Origin of the sequence: Nesterenkonia halophila, assembly GCF_009467795.1 — a bacterium.
Classification (GTDB): domain Bacteria; phylum Actinomycetota; class Actinomycetes; order Actinomycetales; family Micrococcaceae; genus Nesterenkonia; species Nesterenkonia halobia.
Genome location: NZ_WIAX01000008.1, coordinates 77482 through 93542, shown reverse-complemented (window position 1 = coordinate 93542; position 16061 = coordinate 77482). Strand labels below are relative to the sequence as shown.

Annotated in this window: 14 protein-coding genes and 1 pseudogene; 3 read left to right on the top strand and 12 right to left on the bottom strand. The window is 73.1% G+C overall.

The annotated features are described in order from the left end of the window. Window positions 1-714 (top strand): 3'-5' exonuclease, encoded by a 714-nt coding sequence (locus tag GCL72_RS03970; RefSeq protein ID WP_153143419.1) that lies wholly within the window; start codon window positions 1-3, stop codon window positions 712-714. Window positions 715-750: 36 nt separating this feature from the next. On the opposite strand, the gene GCL72_RS03965 is transcribed toward GCL72_RS03970, so the two are convergent. After that, the gene (locus GCL72_RS03965) at window positions 751-1731 is read right to left on the bottom strand and encodes an SUMF1/EgtB/PvdO family nonheme iron enzyme (protein WP_153143418.1); all 981 of its coding nucleotides are present in this window, start codon (window positions 1729-1731) and stop codon (window positions 751-753) included. Between the two features lie 190 nt (window positions 1732-1921). Between GCL72_RS03965 and GCL72_RS03960 the strand changes: the two genes are divergently transcribed. Both GCL72_RS03960 and betC read left to right on the top strand, forming a co-directional pair. Then, window positions 1922-2671 (top strand): DUF6318 family protein, encoded by a 750-nt coding sequence (locus GCL72_RS03960; RefSeq protein WP_153143417.1) that lies wholly within the window; start codon window positions 1922-1924, stop codon window positions 2669-2671. 284 nt (window positions 2672-2955) lie between these two features. Then, a complete protein-coding gene (gene betC, locus GCL72_RS03955; RefSeq protein ID WP_153143416.1) occupies window positions 2956-4539 on the top strand; it encodes a choline-sulfatase in 1584 nt (527 codons plus the stop codon). A gap of 217 nt (window positions 4540-4756) precedes the next feature. Here the strand turns inward: betC and GCL72_RS03950 are convergent, their stop codons facing one another. The 11 genes and pseudogenes from GCL72_RS03950 to hemE all read right to left on the bottom strand — a co-directional run bounded on the left by GCL72_RS03950 (window position 4757) and on the right by hemE (window position 16044). Continuing rightward, window positions 4757-5134, bottom strand: a complete 378-nt coding sequence (locus tag GCL72_RS03950) for a hypothetical protein (protein WP_153143415.1) — start codon at window positions 5132-5134, stop codon at window positions 4757-4759. Window positions 5135-5223: 89 nt separating this feature from the next. Further along, window positions 5224-6537 (bottom strand): glutamate-1-semialdehyde 2,1-aminomutase, encoded by a 1314-nt coding sequence (hemL, locus tag GCL72_RS03945; RefSeq protein WP_153143414.1) that lies wholly within the window; start codon window positions 6535-6537, stop codon window positions 5224-5226. Window positions 6538-6619: 82 nt separating this feature from the next. Continuing rightward, complete coding sequence (gene hemB / locus GCL72_RS03940; RefSeq protein ID WP_153143413.1) at window positions 6620-7600, bottom strand: porphobilinogen synthase; 981 nt, start codon at window positions 7598-7600, stop codon at window positions 6620-6622. 116 nt (window positions 7601-7716) lie between these two features. After that, window positions 7717-8475, bottom strand: a complete 759-nt coding sequence (locus tag GCL72_RS03935) for a uroporphyrinogen-III synthase (RefSeq protein WP_153143412.1) — start codon at window positions 8473-8475, stop codon at window positions 7717-7719. Window positions 8476-8480: 5 nt separating this feature from the next. After that, window positions 8481-9626 (bottom strand): permease, encoded by a 1146-nt coding sequence (locus GCL72_RS03930; RefSeq protein WP_153143411.1) that lies wholly within the window; start codon window positions 9624-9626, stop codon window positions 8481-8483. Further along, window positions 9623-10247, bottom strand: a pseudogene (locus tag GCL72_RS03925) (ABC transporter ATP-binding protein). The gene GCL72_RS03930 and the pseudogene GCL72_RS03925 overlap by 4 nt, the downstream one beginning before the upstream one ends. A 117-nt stretch (window positions 10248-10364) precedes the next feature. Continuing rightward, window positions 10365-11393, bottom strand: coding sequence for a hydroxymethylbilane synthase (hemC, locus tag GCL72_RS03920; RefSeq protein WP_153143410.1), 1029 nt, complete (start codon window positions 11391-11393; stop codon window positions 10365-10367). Then, window positions 11393-12529: a ferrochelatase gene (locus GCL72_RS03915; protein ID WP_153143409.1), complete on the bottom strand. Its 1137-nt coding sequence runs from the start codon at window positions 12527-12529 to the stop codon at window positions 11393-11395. The genes hemC and GCL72_RS03915 overlap by 1 nt, the downstream gene beginning before the upstream one ends. A gap of 2 nt (window positions 12530-12531) precedes the next feature. Then, window positions 12532-13257, bottom strand: a complete 726-nt coding sequence (hemQ, locus tag GCL72_RS03910; protein ID WP_153143408.1) for a hydrogen peroxide-dependent heme synthase — start codon at window positions 13255-13257, stop codon at window positions 12532-12534. 142 nt (window positions 13258-13399) lie between these two features. Beyond that, complete coding sequence (gene hemG, locus GCL72_RS03905) at window positions 13400-14872, bottom strand: protoporphyrinogen oxidase (protein WP_153143407.1); 1473 nt, start codon at window positions 14870-14872, stop codon at window positions 13400-13402. Continuing rightward, window positions 14869-16044, bottom strand: coding sequence for a uroporphyrinogen decarboxylase (gene hemE, locus GCL72_RS03900; protein WP_425486759.1), 1176 nt, complete (start codon window positions 16042-16044; stop codon window positions 14869-14871). The genes hemG and hemE overlap by 4 nt, the downstream gene beginning before the upstream one ends. Window positions 16045-16061 lie beyond the last annotated feature (17 nt).

The window sequence follows — 16061 nt, the reverse complement described above, 5'->3', positions numbered from 1 at the left end:
GTGGATGAACCGGCACTCTTCGACCTCCCGACCAGCCGCCAGAGCTGGCACGACCGTCCGCGAGCGGGCTTCGACCTCGAGACCACCTCGCGGGACCCCCGCGTGGCCAGGATCGTCTCCGCGGCGGTGGTGACCGTCTACGCCGACGGTCGCCGCGAACGCGCCCGCGAATGGCTGGTCGACCCCGGTGTGGAGATCCCGGCCGAGACCACCGCGGTCCACGGCATCTCCACCGAGCAGGTGCAGGCCGAGGGCCAGGACGCCGCCGAGGCGATCCCGCAGATCGTCCACGCAGTGCGCGAGCAGCTCGAAGCCGGCCACCCGGTGATCGTCTTCAACGCTCCGTACGACTTCACCGTGCTGGCCGCCGAAGCCGAGCGGCACGGCATCGACGTGCCGCTCCCCTCCCCGGTCATCGACCCGCTGGTGGTCGACAAGCAGGTCGACCGGTTCCGTCGCGGCAAGCGCACGCTGGGCCACGTCAGCGAGCACTACCGGATCACGCTCGACGACGCCCATTCGGCGACGCCGGACGCCTGGGCCGCCGTCGAGGTCGCCGGCGCGCTGGCGGCGAAGTATCCGCAGCTGCAGATCCCGGCCGAGGAGCTGCACGAGCTGCAGGTCGGGTGGAAGGCCGAGCAGGCCGCCTCGCTGCAGGAGTACTTCCGCCGCACCCGCCCCGACGCCGTGGTGGATCCCAGCTGGCCGATGTGAGGCGGCGACGCCGGTGACGCCGGCGGCGCTGCTGGCTCAGCCGACGTCGGCGGCGATGCGGAAGCCGGTGTGGCCCAGGGTGGTGTCCGCCGTCGCCTGCGTGCGTCCGGTGGTGCGGTAGCGGCGGCAGTAGTTCTCGTGGCACATGTAGGAGCCGCCCCGGGCGACCGGATTCCCCGTGGCGCCGAAGGTGCCGGCGGTCCACTCCCAGACGTTGCCGGTGGTGTTGTAGAGGCCGAGGCCGTTGGGCTCGAAGGACCGTGCTGGCATCGTGCCCGCCTCGCCGTGCGGGTCCTCCGGAAAGTCGCCCGGGAAGATGTTCATCCGCCTCACGCCCTCGGGGTCGCGGACTGCGCCCCACGGGTAGGGCCGCTGGTCCAGCCCACCGCGGGCGGCGTACTCCCATTCCGCCTCAGTGGGCAGTCGCGCGCCCACCCACTGGGCATATGCCTGCGCATCACGGTGGGAGACATGGGTGACTGGGTGGTCTTCGCGACCTGCGGCGGTGCTGTCCGGACCGTCGGGGGCGAACCAGGTCGCGCCGCGGACCTGCCGCCACCACGGAGCCTCGGCGACTGCCGGTGTGCTCGCCCGCAGCTCGTCGGTGAGCCGCCCGACGAAGACCATCGAGTCGCCGAAGGTCTCGGCGTCGGTGCGATGGCCGGTGGCGGCGACGAAGGCGGCGAACTCGGCGACGGTGACACTGGCGGCTCCGATGGCGAAGGGCCCGACGGCGACCTCGCGGACCGGGCCCTCGCCGTCGGCGGGGTAGGCCAGCTCGTCCTCGGATCCCATGCGGAAGGTGGTCGCGGACAGCCCGATCATCGTCAGCTGCTCCGGGGCGTGGGCGGCGAGGACTTCGAGGAGCTCGCGCGAGGGGCCGGGGACGGATCCCGACGGCGACGCCGCGTCCCCGTCGCTGGAGGCCTCAGCCGGTGCGCTGCTGCTCGGCGCGCAGCAGGGGCTGGCCGACTGACGAGGGGCGTCGTCGGATGACGCGTACTGGGCGGTGTCCATGGGCTGCTCCAGGGCGGATGCGTCGAGTGCGGGCGGGTTGGCTTCCAGCCTATCGGCCGGCGCCCGGAGCCTCGTCCACAAGCTGACCTGGCGGAGTTGCGGCGGCTGGTGTGATCTCTAGACCGGCGGGCTGAGCGGCCTCCGCCCTGCCTGGTTGCCCCTGACCTTGCCGGGACGAAGCGGGAGCCCCATGACACCTGTGGCCACTGGGACTGACCTGACGACCGACGACGGCGCCGGCCGCGTGCGCCGCCTGCCCCTGGTGGGGGTGGTGCTCGCCGGAGCACTGCTGCTCAGCGCCTGCGGCGGATCGCCCGAGGTGGAGGCACAGGCCGGTTCCGAGGAGCCGGGCACGTCGGCCACAGCTGGCGAGTCTGGCGATGACAGTTCCGGGCCGGACACTGCGGCGACACGTTTCCCGAGGAAGACGACAGGCACGTCCGAGGTCTCCGGCGAGCCGACTCCCGCGCCCTCCGAAGGTCCCGCCCGGCACCTTGAGCGACCGCAGGCGCCTGGCGAAGTTGCCGAGAAGACCGAAGCCGGCACGGAAGCCGCCGTTCAGCACTGGTGGGAGGTACTGGCCTATTCCAGGATGACGGGAGCTACGGAGCCGCTCTCAGTCATCTCGGGAGATGGGTGCGGCACATGTGAGGCACGCATCGAGAACGTCACCCGAGTTCTCGACGGCGACGCCTGGTATGCGAACGTCAGCTACGACGTCCAGGCCGAGGGCGTGGATCTCGACCGAGACGGGTCCGCAAACGGCCCGGCCTTCATCACGGCCCCTTCCTGCGACGCCTGCGACACCGCCGGCGAACATCGCACGCTGGATGAGATGAACGACGATCTGTGGCACGCCGAGCTGACATTCGCCGGGGGCCGCTGGAGGATCGCTGAGATGGCTGTCTTCAGCGACAGCAGCGCCGGAGGAACCGACTGAGGCTCTTGGCGGATCCTCGGAGGGAGCGCTCCGGGCTCACCGATGCCCTTTCGACCTTCTTCCTCGACGATGCGAGGCGCCTTCCACACGGCGACTACGATCTCGACGACTTCATCGTCGAGTGATCCCACCTCGGCCTCGAGCTGAGGGCGTGTTCGTGAGCGACTCCTCACACCCGCGGGCACTGAGACGCACGCAACTCCAGTGACATGTACTCTGGTGCTCGCGTCCGCCAGCCTGACGGATGCGTCACACCACGACTCTGGAGAAGGAGGGATGCAGGCATGTCCGACGGTCAGGACACTTCGCACAACTCAGGAACTGTCTCCCCTCCGAACATCGTGGTGGTGCAGGCGGACCAGATGGCCGCGCAGGCGCTCGGCGCCTACGGCGACGAGGCCGCCAAGACCCCGAACATGGACGCGCTGGCGGCCGAGGGCGCGGTCTTCGACCGGGCCTACTGCAACACCCCGCTGTGCTCGCCGTCGCGCGCGTCGATGATGACCGGCCAGCTGCCCTCGCAGCTGGGCTGCTACGACAACGGCGACGACTTCCCGTCCTCGGTCCCGACGTTCGCGCACCACCTGCGCAACGCCGGCTACCACACCGCTCTGGTGGGCCGGATGCACTTCATCGGCGCCGACCAGCACCACGGCTTCGAGGAGCGGCTGACCACCGACGTCTACCCCGCCGACCTGGACATGGTCCCGGACTGGGACCTGCCCTTCGACCAGAAGCTGCAGTGGTACCACGAGGCCGGCGCGGTCTTCGACGCCGGCGTCTCCAAGGCCACGGTCCAGCAGGACTTCGACGACGAGGTGGGCTTCCGGACGATCCGCCACCTCAACGATCGGGTCCGGGCGAACCAGTGGGCCGAGGCGCACGGCGAGGAGCACCGGCCGTTCCTGATGGTCACCAGCTTCATCCACCCGCATGACCCGTATGAGCCGCCGCGGGAGCACTGGGACCGGTTCGGCGAGGGAGAGATCCCCGATCCGAAGCACCCCCAGGTGCCCGCCGTCGAGGAGGACCCGCACAGCCACCGCCTGCGCGCGATGGCCGGCTTCGACGTCCGGGACCCGGAGATCGAGGACGTCCGCAACGCTCGGCGGGCGTATTACGCGGCCGTGAGCTACATCGACGACCACGTGGGCCGCATCCGCGCCCACCTGGAGGAGCTCGGCCTGGCGGAGAACACGGTGATCATCGTGACCGCCGACCACGGCGACATGCTCGGCGAGAAGGGCCTCTGGTACAAGATGTCCCCGTACGAGCGCTCCTCCCGGGTGCCGATGATCGTCAACGGCCCGGATCACCTGGTGCCGCAGGGTCGCTACCAGACTCCGGTGTCGCTGCTGGACCTGATGCCGACGCTGATGGACCTCGGCGGCGCACCGTCGCTCGAGACCGAGGGAAGCTCCATGCTGGAGACCGCCCGGCGCGAAGCCGCCGGCGACATCAGCCCCGAGGACCGCGACGTCATCGTCGAGTACCTCGCCGAGGGCACGGTGAAGCCGCAGCTGACCATCGTCCGCGGGCCGCACAAGATGGTCATCTGCCCCGGCGACCCGGATCAGCTCTTCGACCTGGAGGCCGACCCGGACGAGGTCACCAACGTCGCCCGCTCCCCCGAGTACGCCGAGGTGGCCTCCACCCTGCGTGCCGAGCTCGAGCGGCGGTACGACCTCGACGCGCTGGACGCCCAGGTGCGCACCAGCCAGTCGCAGCGCCGCCTGGTGGCCGAGGCCCTGACCAAGGGCACCATGCGCCACTGGGACTTCGTCCCCGACGCGGAGACCCGCTACGTCCGCGGCGACTTCTGGTCGGCGCTGAAGTACGGGACCATCCCCGACGCGAGCCGCCGCTGATCAGCCGGGTCGCCGCCCCGCGGTGACGCACGACGACGGCCCCGTCCGAGCACTTCCTCGGGCGGGGCCGTCGTCGTATGCAGGACCGGAAGGAGGACGCCGATCAGCGGGTCATCAGCTCCCGGGCCCTCGGATTCAGGCTGGTGGCCGCCTGGACCGGCGCGACGATCAGCGTGGCCAGCGTCAGGCAGGCGAACACCCAGCGCAAGCCGGTACCCTACTCGTCGTGGAGCGGCTGGAGCACCAGCCAGTTCAACTGGTGCGCTGCGAGCGCCGGAGCGATCATCGGTGCCACGGCCAGGGGCATGGTCTGATTCCGCTGATCCTGCCGCGCCGCGCTCTTCGCCCCAACCGGACGATGGGCCCGCTCGAGGTGAGGCAAGCTCGCCATGACCACCGCGACCGCCCCGGCCCACGGAACCGTGAGCCACGGAGCGTCCATGGCGGGCTGCAACAGCGCGAAGAACCCCGCCAGACCCACCGTCAGCAGCGTCGCCGCATACGCATCATGCGGCGCACCGCGCGCCGGCTTCTCCTCCGTCGCCCCCTCCGGCTCTTCCTGCTCGGCATCCTGATCGGTGACCGCCTGCGTCATGACCCCTCCTCAGTCAGCACTATCCCCGAATCATCTGCTGACTCGAGTCTACTGACCGAGGAGGGGCGCGTGGAGCACAGCGCCGCAGGTCAGCCCTGCGGCTGCGCGGCGGCCGCCGCGCGGGCGGCCCTCGGAAGCGCCTGCAGGATCTGCTCGACGGCGGCGTCGTCGTGCGCCGCCGAGAGGAACCAGGCCTCGAAGACGCTCGGCGGCAGGAAGACCCCGGCCTCGAGCATCGCATGGAAGAACGGCCCGTAGCGGAAGGCCTCCTGGGCCCCGGCCTGCGCGTAGTCGTGCACGCCGGTCGCCGAGGTGCCGAAGGCCAGCGAGAACAGCGATCCGGCCTTCTGGATCGTGTGGTCCACTCCGGCGGCGTCGAGCGCCTCGCCCAGCCCGGTCGCCACGGCCTCGGCGGCGGAGTCGATGTGCTGGTAGACCTCGGCAGTGGCGTGCTCCAGCGTCGCGGCGCCGGCGGCCATCGCCACCGGGTTCCCGGACAACGTGCCGGCGTGGTACACCGGCCCGGTCGGGGCCAGGTGCTCCATGATCTCCCGACGACCCGCCAGCGCGGCAGTGGGCATCCCGCCGCCGATGACCTTCCCGAAGGTGAACAGGTCCGGCGTCCAGCCCTCCTGCCGGCCGGAGGCGCCCCACTGGCCGGCCTCGGTGATGCGGAATCCGGTCATCACCTCGTCGAAGATCATCAGCGCGCCGTGCTTCTGCGTGATCTCCCGGATGAAGGCGTTGAAGCCCTCCTGCGGCGGCACCACGCCCATGTTGGCGGGCACGCCCTCGGTGATGACTGCGGCGATATCCCCGCCGTGGTCGGCGAAGACCTGCTCCAGCGCGGCGCGGTCGTTGTAGCCGATCACGATGGTCTCGGAGGTCTGGGCCTCGGTCACTCCCGCCGTCCCCGGCAGGCCGAGGGTGGCCACGCCGGAGCCGGCCGCGGCCAGCAGCCCGTCGGAGTGGCCGTGGTAGCAGCCGGCGAACTTCACCACCAGCTTCCGTCCGGTCGCCCCGCGGGCCAGGCGCACCGCAGTCATCGTCGCCTCAGTGCCGGTGGAGACCATGCGGATCATCTCCGCGCCGGGCACCCGCGAGCGCACCAGCTCGGCCAGCCGCGTCTCGGAGGGGTGCGAGGCGCCGAAGCCCAGTCCGGAGTCGACGGCGGCGTGGACGGCGTCGATGACCGCCGGGTGCTTATGCCCCAGCAGGGCCGGACCCCAGGAGCCGACGAGGTCGACGTACTCCTTCCCCTCGGCGTCGGTGAGCCGCGGGCCCTCGGCGGAGACCATGAACGCCGGAGTCCCGCCGACCGAGCCGAAGGCCCGCACCGGGGAGTTCACGCCTCCGGGCATCACGTCGCTGGCGGCGTCGAAGAGCTGCTGGTTGGTCGTCATAGGTCCTCTCGGATCGGTGCTCGGAACAGTGATCGGGACAGTGGTCGAAGTCGGCCGGCGCGGCGGCGGTCCGTCGAGCCGGTCAGCCCTCGCGCAGCCAGCGGGCGGCCTCGGCGGCGTGATAGGTCAGCACATTGGTGGCCCCGGCCCGGCGGATGGAGGTCAGCGCCTCCAGCACGACGGCACGGCGGTCGACCCAGCCGTTCGCCGCGGCCGCCTCGATCATCGCGTACTCGCCGCTGACCTGGTACGCCGAGACCGGCACGTCGGAGGCCTCGGCGACGTCGGAGAGCACGTCCAGATAGGCGGTGGCCGGCTTGACCATGAGCATGTCCGCGCCCTCGGCGAGGTCCAGGTCGGCCTCTCGCAGCCCCTCGGAACGGTTGGCGGCGTCCATCTGGTAGCTGCGCCGGTCGCCCTGCAGCTGCGAGTCGACCGCCTCGCGGAAGGGACCGTAGTAGGCCGAAGCGTATTTGGCCGAGTAGGCCAGGATCGCCGCGTCCTGGTGGCCGGCGTCGTCGAGCGCCTGGCGGATCACCGCGACCTGGCCGTCCATCATGCCCGACGGCGCGACGACGTCGGCGCCGGCCTCGGCCTGGGCCACCCCCATGCACGCGTAGATCTCCAGAGTGGCGTCGTTGTCCACCGCGCCCTCGGCGGTGAGCACGCCGCAGTGGCCGTGGTCGGTGAACTCGTCGAGGCAGAGATCGCTCATCACCGGCAGCCGGTCGCCGACCTGCTGCTTCACCGCGGCGATGCTGCGATTGAGGATCCCCTGCGGATCCAGCGACGCCGAGCCCTCGGCGTCGCGGACGGCGGGGATGCCGAAGAGCATGATCCCGCCCAGGCCCAGGTCGGCAGCCTCCTCGGCGGCCTCGAGCAGGCTCTGCTCCGTGTGCTGGACGACGCCGGGCATCGAGCTGATCGGCATCGGCTCGTCCAGGCCCTCGCGGACGAAGACCGGCAGGATGAAGTCGGCCGGGTGCAGCCGGGTCTCGGCGACGAGACGGCGGAGGGCGGGGGTGCGGCGCAGGCGCCGGGGCCTGTCGGCGGGGAACGTCACGAGGGGTACTCCTGTGGTCGCCGGGCGGGATGCGGGCCGGAGGACCGGCGCACCCAGTCTAATCCTGCACCGCCGTCGCGCACCGGAGCCGGCGTCGTCGCCGGCTGTCTCTCGTCTCACGCCGGCGAGGACCGGCCCAGGGCGCGCCGCACGCCGGCGGCCGTGGGCGCGTCGAGGACGACGTCGGCGGGAGACTCGAGCTCCTCCAGGGTGCGGGCGGTCGGCCGGCCGATGGCCAGCACCTGCGCCGGCGCGAGCTCGTCGCCGCGGCGCTCGGCGCCGGCGACCAGCTCGACCCAGGCCTGCGCGGCCGAGGAGCTGGTGATCAGCACGACGTCGTCGGCCTGCAGCCGCGGCACGCCCTCCGGCGGCACACCGTCGTCCAGCCGGCTGACGGTCTCATAGGCGGTCACCGCCGTCACGTCCCAGCCGGCCGCGGCCAGACCGTCGCGCAGCTGCGGCGTCGCCAGCGCGGACTGCGGCAGCAGCACCCGCTCCCCCGGTCTCGGCGTCGGCATCTCGGCGAGCAGGCCGGAGGCACTGGCCTCGGACGACGGCGTCCAGATCTCCTCGACGCCGGTACGCTCGGCCAGCCCGGCGGCGGTGGCCGCGCCGGTGGCCGCCAGCCGCGTGCCGGCGGGCACCTCGCCGGTCCAGCCGACGGCGGCCAGCATCCGCACCGTGGTCGCACTGGTGACCAGCAGCCAGGAGAACTCCCCGGCGCGCAGCCGATCGACGGCGCCGCGCAGCACGGCGACGTCGGCGACGAGTCGCTGCTCGGTCAGCGGGAGGAAGTCGACGGCGAGGCCGGCGGCGCGCAGGCCCTCCTCGAGCCCGCCGGCGCGCGCCGCGTCCCGGGTGATCACCACACGCATGGTGATCAGCCTATCGGAGCCAGCACCCTGTGCAGCGCCGGCCGCGTGACCTGGGCGCCGAGGAACACGCAGAGCACGCCGAGGCCCAGCACGCTCAGCGAGGTCGCCACCGCCGCCGGGGCGAGGAGCACCGCCGCCCCGACCAGCGGGAACGCGGTGACCGCCGCGGCGACCAGGGCGACGCCGACCACGGCGCCCACTGCGCGCATCACCGCCAGCGTGCGGATGCGCTGCAGCTGGCCGCGGTTCATCCCCATCATGTGCATCGAGGCGTACAGCCGGCGCCGGTCCAGCAGCTGGGCGGTCTGATTGATGCCCACTGAGGAGACCGCCATCAGGAAGGAAATCGCCAGCGTCAGCCAGACCCCGCGCTGGATGTCGGCGATCAGCTGGGTCTGGCCCGCATCCGCCTGCGACGGGTCGGCCAGGCTCACCAGACCCAGTCCGGAGCCGGCGATGACCCCGGCATAGGTGGTGATCGCGACCCCGCCGACCTGCCTGAACATCTGCTGCGGGGACTCCAGCACGCTGCGCGCGGCGATCAGCCGCTCCGCCGTCCTCGCCCGCCGCAGCTGACCGGTGGTGACCAGCTTCAGCACCCAGGGCCCGACCAGCTGCACCACCACCAGCGGCACTGCGACGACGGCGAGCATCATCGTGATCGCCGCGGCCATGCCGCCGACGCCGGCCAGCTGGGCCAGAAGCTGCGGCGCCAGCACGCCGAGGACGGCGACGACGATCCGCACCCAGTGCACCCGCGCCGGGGCGGCCATCGTGCGCACCCCCAGCGGCGTGATCTCGATGCGGCGCATGCCGGCCAGCGAGGCCCCCGCCGCGAGGAGCATCAGGACTGCCGCGGAGAGTCCCCAGAGCCCGGGACCGATCCACAGACCGGAGACGCCCATCGGCGTCCCGGCGAAGGGGATCAGCCCCACCAGCGGCATCAGGACCGCGTAGAGCACTGTGCCGGCCAGGACGCCGGCGGCGGCCAGAACGGCGTAGAACCCGGCCAGCGGATGCTCGAGGGTGAAGAAATAGCGGGAGCCGCCGACGACCATGAAGGCGATGCCGCTGGTCAGCATGCAGGCCAGCACCGGCAGCGGCCAGACGCCCCAGTCCTGGAAGGTCCGGGCGAGGAAGAGCCGGATCATCGCCGCTCCCCCGTCGCCGCAGCCGCACCGTCCGCATCAGGCGCGCGGTCCGCACCCTCCGCGCCGGTCGCGCAGTCGGCGACCAGGCGTCCGTCCTGCAGCCGGATGATCCGTGCGCAGCGGGCGGCGACCGTCTCATCATGGGTGACCATCACCAGCGACGCCCGGCGACCGACGGTGGAGGCCAGCAGCGCGTCGAGCACCGCCGCGGAGGTCGTCGAGTCCAGCGCGCCGGTGGGTTCATCGGCGAAGACGACGGCCGGTCCGGCGACCTGGGCCCGCGCGATGGCCGCGCGCTGCGCCTGCCCGCCGGAGAGCTGGCCGGGGCGGTGCTGCTCCCAGCCGGACAGCCCGAGGGCGCCCGGCGGAGTCGGAGCCCACGGCCAGCTGCACCTCTCCGGCGTCGGGGGTCAGGATGCCGGAGAGCACATGCATCAGCGTGGTCTTGCCGGATCCGGAGGGGCCCATGATGGCCACCGACTCCCCCGGCCGCACAGTCAGCCCCACCCCGTGCAGCGCCGGAGCAGCCTGCGGGGCGCCGACATAGGTCTTGGAGAGGTCGCGGGCGTGCAGCACCGGCGGCACAGATGTCGTCGTCGGAGTCGTCGCTGGTGTCGTCATGCCCCCAGCATCGCCCGCACAGCCGGTCCGGCACATCGGCCCGGCGGGCGAATCCGACCTCGCCCGGCAGAATGAGCTGCGGCCGTCCGGTTCACCCCCGTGGAGGAGGGCGGCGGCTCAGGTGTCGACGACGTGGGCCAGCAGCCCGGTGTCCTCGGCGAGCAGCTGCTCGGCCGCGCGCCGGCCCAGCGCCGCGGCCGCGGCGATCTCCTCCTCGGCGCCCAGCTCCGCGCCCAGCTCGACCTGCTGCTCGGCCCGCTGCGCGGAGGTGCCGTCCGGCGAGCAGACGACAGTGTCCAGCCGCAGCACCGCGCCGGAGCTGGTCTCGGACTCCGTCGCCTCCAGCAGCCGTCCCAGCCCGCCGATCGGCGCCGAGCAGCCGGCGTTGAGCCAGGCCAGCAGCGCCCGCTCCGCCGTGGTCTCCAGCCGAGCGCGGCGGTCGTCGGCGGCGGTCAGCGCCGGTCCCAGCGGCGCCTCGGCGGCGTCCTCGCTGCGCACCTCCACCGCCAGCGCGCCCTGGCCGGGGGCCGGCAGCATCACCGACGGGTCCAGCAGCTCGGAGATGTGGTCGGCCAGCCCCAGTCGGGCCAGCCCCGCGCCGGCCAGCACGACGGCGTCCAGGTCTCCGCGGGCGGAGTCGGGCGCCTGCGTGGAGGTCTCGGCGGCGTCCTCGCGGCCGCGGACTCGGGCCAGCCGCGTGCCGACGTTGCCGCGGACGTCGACGACGTCGAGGTCCGGCCGGGCCAGACGCAGCTGGGCGGCGCGCCGCGGCGACCCGGTGCCGACCTTCGCGCCGGAGGGCAGCTCGGCCAGCGGCAGGTCCCCGGCCGAGCAGAGCGCGTCGCAGACCTGCTCGCGCGCCGGGACCGCGGCGATGGTCAGCCCTTCGAGATCTTTGGCCGGCAGGTCCTTCAACGAATGCACGGCGACGTCGCACCGGTGGTCGAAGAGTCCCTGCCGCAGCGCGGAGGCGAAGACGCCGGTGCCGCCCATCTGGGCCAGCGGTCCGGTGAGCACGTCGCCCTCGGTGCGGATGGTGACCAGCTCGTGGTCGATCCCCGCCGCGGCCGAGAGCATCTCGGCCACAGTGGTGGACTGGGTCATCGCCAGGCGGCTGCCGCGGGTGCCGACGCGGATGGTCTGCATCAGGACGCCTCGCCCTCCCGCAGGGCGCCCCAGCCGCCGTCGCCGGTCAGGTCGCTCCAGTCGCCGGCGACGGTCTGCTCGCCGGAGGCCCGCGGCTCGCCGTCCTCGCCGCGCAGGTACTCGCCCATGATGTCGACCAGCCCGGAGACGAACGCGGGATGCACTCCGGTGGTCGGGGCCCGGTGGAAGGCCATCCCGTGCTCCTCGGCGGTCTCCTTCGCCTCGGTGTCGAGATCCCACATGACCTCCATGTGGTCGGAGACGAAGCCGAAGGGCATGACCACCACGCCGCCGAAGGCCGCGGCGTCCTCGGCGATCTGGTCGTTGATGTCCGGCTCCAGCCACGGAGTCCGCGGATCGCCCGACCGCGACTGGAAGACCACCTGGTGCGCCAGCCCCTCGGCCTGCGGCACCTCGTCCATCAGATGGTCGGCCACCGCCTGGTGCTGAGCGGTGTAGACGTCGGTGCCGAAGAGCTCGCGGATCCGCTCCGGGCCCTGCTTCTCCGCCGCCGCCCTCGGGATGGAATGGGTGACGAAGAGGACCTTGATCGGCTCGCCGTCGCGGCCGTCGGCGACCAGCTGGGCGCGCACGTCGTCGATGCCGGCGCCCAGGAACTCCGCGTTGGGGCGGGTGAAGGCCTTGTCGTGGAAGAACTCGCGGACCTTGACCAGCTCGAGCTCGCCCTCCAGGCCCGTCTCGGCCAGCGTGCGGTCGAAGTCCTCCAGGTACTGGTCGTTGCTGGAGTAGCCGACGTAGGCCGAGGTGACCAGCACCAGCACCCTCCGGTGCCCGTCCTGGTGCACCTGCCGGAAGGCGTCGGCGAAATACGGATCCCAGTTGCGGTTGCCCCAGTAGACCGGCAGCTCGATCTCCCGCTCGGCCAGCTCGGCCTCCAGCGCGGCCTTCAGCCGGCGGTTCTGCTCGTTGATCGGGCTCACGCCGCCGTTGGCGCGGTAGTGGGTGGCGACCTCCTCCAGGCGCTCGTCCGGGATGCCGCGCCCGCGGGTGACGTTGCGCAGGAACGGGATGACGTCGTCCTGGCCCTCCGGCCCGCCGAAGGAGGCGAGCAGGATGGCGTCGCAGCGGGCCTGCTGGGTGCCGGACGCGGAGCCGGCGTCGGATGCGGGAGTCATGGTCAGCGCAGCACCTCGGTGATCTCGGCGGTGGTCTTCAGGCGGCGTCCGGTGAAGAAGGGCGTCTCGTCGCGGACGTGGTAGCGCGTCTCCGAGGAGCGCAGCCGGCGCATCATGTCGACCAGGTCGGTCAGCTCCGGGGCCTCCAGGCCCAGCAGCCACTCCCAGTCGTTGAGCGCGAAGGCGCTGGTGGTGTTGGCCAGCACGGAGGGGAACTCCTGGCCCAGCTGGCCGTGCTCGCGCAGCAGCTCGCCGCGCTTGGCCGGATCCATCAGGTACCAGTCGTAGGAGCGGTTGAACGGGTAGACGACCAGCCAGTCCTCGGCCTCGACGCCGAGGCTGAAGGCCGGCACGTGCCGGGTGGCGAACTCGGCGGTGCGGTGGACGCCCATCGCGGAGAAGGTCTGCTCGGTCTCGGCGAGCAGCCCGGTGCGGTGCAGCGTGCGCAGCGCCTGCTGCAGCGCGGCCGGGTCGTGGCCGGTCAACCAGGTCATCACATCGGCGTCGGCGCGCATCCCCGAGACGTCGTAGACCCCGCGGAGCACGATGTCCTGCTCGGCGAAGCCGGCGACGGCGGCGTCGAACTCCTCGACCTGCGCGCCGGCCTGCCCGTCCGCGGCCGCACGACGCGGCCCGGTGCGGCGGAAGACGGTGTAGAGGGTGTACCAGTCCAGCCCCGAGGCGTTGACGTCCTCGGCGGTCCTCACGGCGTTGCGGCCGTAGCTCATCTGCTCCTCCTTCGACGCTCCGGCGGGTCGTCGCCGGCACCGGGGCCCAGCTTACCGTCGAGCCGCCGGCGCGCACCGCGCGTGGCACGCCACATTCCTGCTCACCCCATTCTGACCTGGGGCGATGACGTCCTGCACCGGGTCACGTGGCGAGGATCTCGCCGGCGACGGCGCGCGCGTCCGGGATCACCCGGGCCAGCCCCGTGCCGGCGAACCAGGAGCCGGCGGCATGCAGCCGCGGCAGCCCGGCGTCCGGATCGGCCGGGGCCTCGCGCAGCCCGGCGCGCAGCCGCTCGATCTGCCCGGCCTGGCCGGCCGCGCTGCGCGGCAGCGCCTTCTGCCAGCGCACCACGTCGGCGTCGAGGATCTGCGCGGCGGCGATCGGCCGGTCGAAGAGCGTCCCGACGTCGGCGGCGGCCGCGGTGAGCAGCTCCTCGTCCGAGGAGGCGAAGCCGAGGGCGCCGGAGCCGGGAAGGTCGGTGACCCGCCCGTAGGACAGCCGCACCAGATGCCGGCCGGGGCCGCAGGCGGCGTCGAGCCACTCCCACTTCGCGCTGGCGTGGGTCATCGCCTTCGCCGCGATCCCCGGCGTCGACGGGGCCACCAGCATGCCGGTGCCGCGCGGACGGTCGTCGAGCTCCGGGGCATCGAGCACCATCGAGACCAGCGCGACGCCGCGGCCCGTCGGGGGCGCGTCCCGGCCGTCGGCGTGGTCGGCGGCGTGGTCGGCGTCGCCGTCGTGTTCCCCGGAGTCCGGCAACTCGACGAGCCCGGCGGCCAGCCGCACGGCGGTCGGAGCGTCGACGGCCAGCACCACGTCGGTCACCGGCCCGGCGTCCTCGGCGGCCAGCTCCGCCAGCAGCTCCGGCAGCGCGTCGACGCTCCGCCCCGTCCGCACGTCGACGCCGCGGGCTCCGCGCTGCGGCAGCTGCTCGGCGAATGCGTCGACGAGCGTGTTCAGCCCGCCGTGCAGCGACTGCACCGCCGAGCCGGCCGGAGCCTGGGCCTTGACCGCGGCGACGGCGCGGGCCAGCGAGCCCTCGCGCAGCATCGCGGCGAAGAGCCCGGGGGCGGCGGTCTCCAGGTCCAGGTCGTCGGCGCGGGCCGAATGCACTCCGGAGACGATCGGAGTGACCAGCCGCTCGAGCACGGCCTCGCCCATCCGGTCGCGCACGACCTCGCCCAGGGTGACAGCCTCCCGGCCCCGCCAGGCCGCGACGTCGGCGACCAGGTCCTGCGCGGCGCGCTCGGCCGCCTCGGCGCCGATCAGTCGCACGACCTCGTCCCCGTGCGGATCGGCGGGGATGCCCAGGACGCCGGTGGGCGGCATCGGCGCGGCGACGTCGGGCAGTCGGAGCCAGGCGCCGTCGGGGCGGGGCTCGATGATCTGCTCCTGCAGCCCCAGCTCCTCGACGAGCCGCGGCACCGCCGTCGACCGGGTCGCGAAGGACTCGGCGCCGGCGTCGACGGCGAGTCCGGCCAGGTGGTGGACGCCGACGGCGCCGCCGAGCCGGTCGGCGGCCTCGACCAGGGTCACCGCCCGGTCGGCGCCGGCCAGGTCCCAGGCGGCGGTGAGCCCGGCGATGCCGCCGCCGACGATCAGCGTGCGGCTCATGCCTCGCGCTCGTCCTCGATCCGGTGGATGAGCGAGACCAGGTCGGTGAGCACCTGGGGGTCGGTCGACGGCGGCACGCCGTGGCCGAGGTTGACCACGTGGCCGGCGGCCGACGATCCGGCGGCGACGACCTCGCGGACGTGGGCCTCGAGCGCCTCGGGCCCGGCGGCCAGCAGCGCGGGATCGATGTTGCCCTGCAGCGGAGTCTCCTCCCCCAGCCGGCGGGTGGCCTCGGCGAGGCTCAGCCGGTAGTCGATGCCGACTGCATCGGCCCCGGCGTCCTTCATCAGGTCCAGGATCTCGGAGGTGCCGGTGCCGAAGTGCACCAGCGGCGCGCCCAGTCCCTGCACGTGGGACAGCGCGGCGGCCGAGTGCTGCTGCACATGGGCGGCGTAGTCCGCGCGGCCGACCGAGCCGGCCCAGGAGTCGAAGAGCTGGGCGGCCGAGGCGCCGGCCATCAGCTGGGCGCGCATGAAGCGGCCGGAGACGTCGGCGGCCCAGGAGGCCAGCGCCTCCCAGGTCTCCGGGTCGGCGTGCATCATCGTCCGCGGCCCCAGATGGTCGCGGGAGGCCCGCCCCTCGACCATGTAGGCCGCCAGCGTGAAGGGCGCGCCGGCGAAGCCGATCAGCGGGGTCGAGCCCAGCTCGGCCACAGTGCGCCGGACGGCCTCGGCGACCGGGGCGAAGGCGTCGTCGTCGAGCGTCGGCAGCGCCTCGACGTCGGCGCGGGTGCGCACCGGATGCGCCAGCACCGGGCCGACGTCGGGGACGATCTCCACGTCGATGCCGGCCAGGCGCAGCGGCACCACGATGTCGGAGAAGAAGATGGCGGCGTCGACGTCGTGGCGGCGCACCGGCTGCAGGGTGATCTCCGAGGCCATCGCCGGGTCCAGACAGGCGTCGAGCATCGCAGTGCCCTCGCGCAGCTCGCGGTACTCGGGCAGCGAGCGGCCGGCCTGGCGCATGAACCACACCGGGCGGCGCTGCGGCCGGGCGGGCCGGCCCTGCGAGTCACGTCCGCCGCGGTACTCCACCAGCAGCGAGGAATCGGCGGTGGCCCCGGTGCGCAGCGGATGCTCGGCCGGCAGCGTCGCGGCGGCGGGGGCGACCGGGCGGGTCGGCACCGTCGAGGGCGAGGAGGCGGCCATGCTGTGGAAGGCGGAGGGAGTCATGCCGACCAGCCTACTGC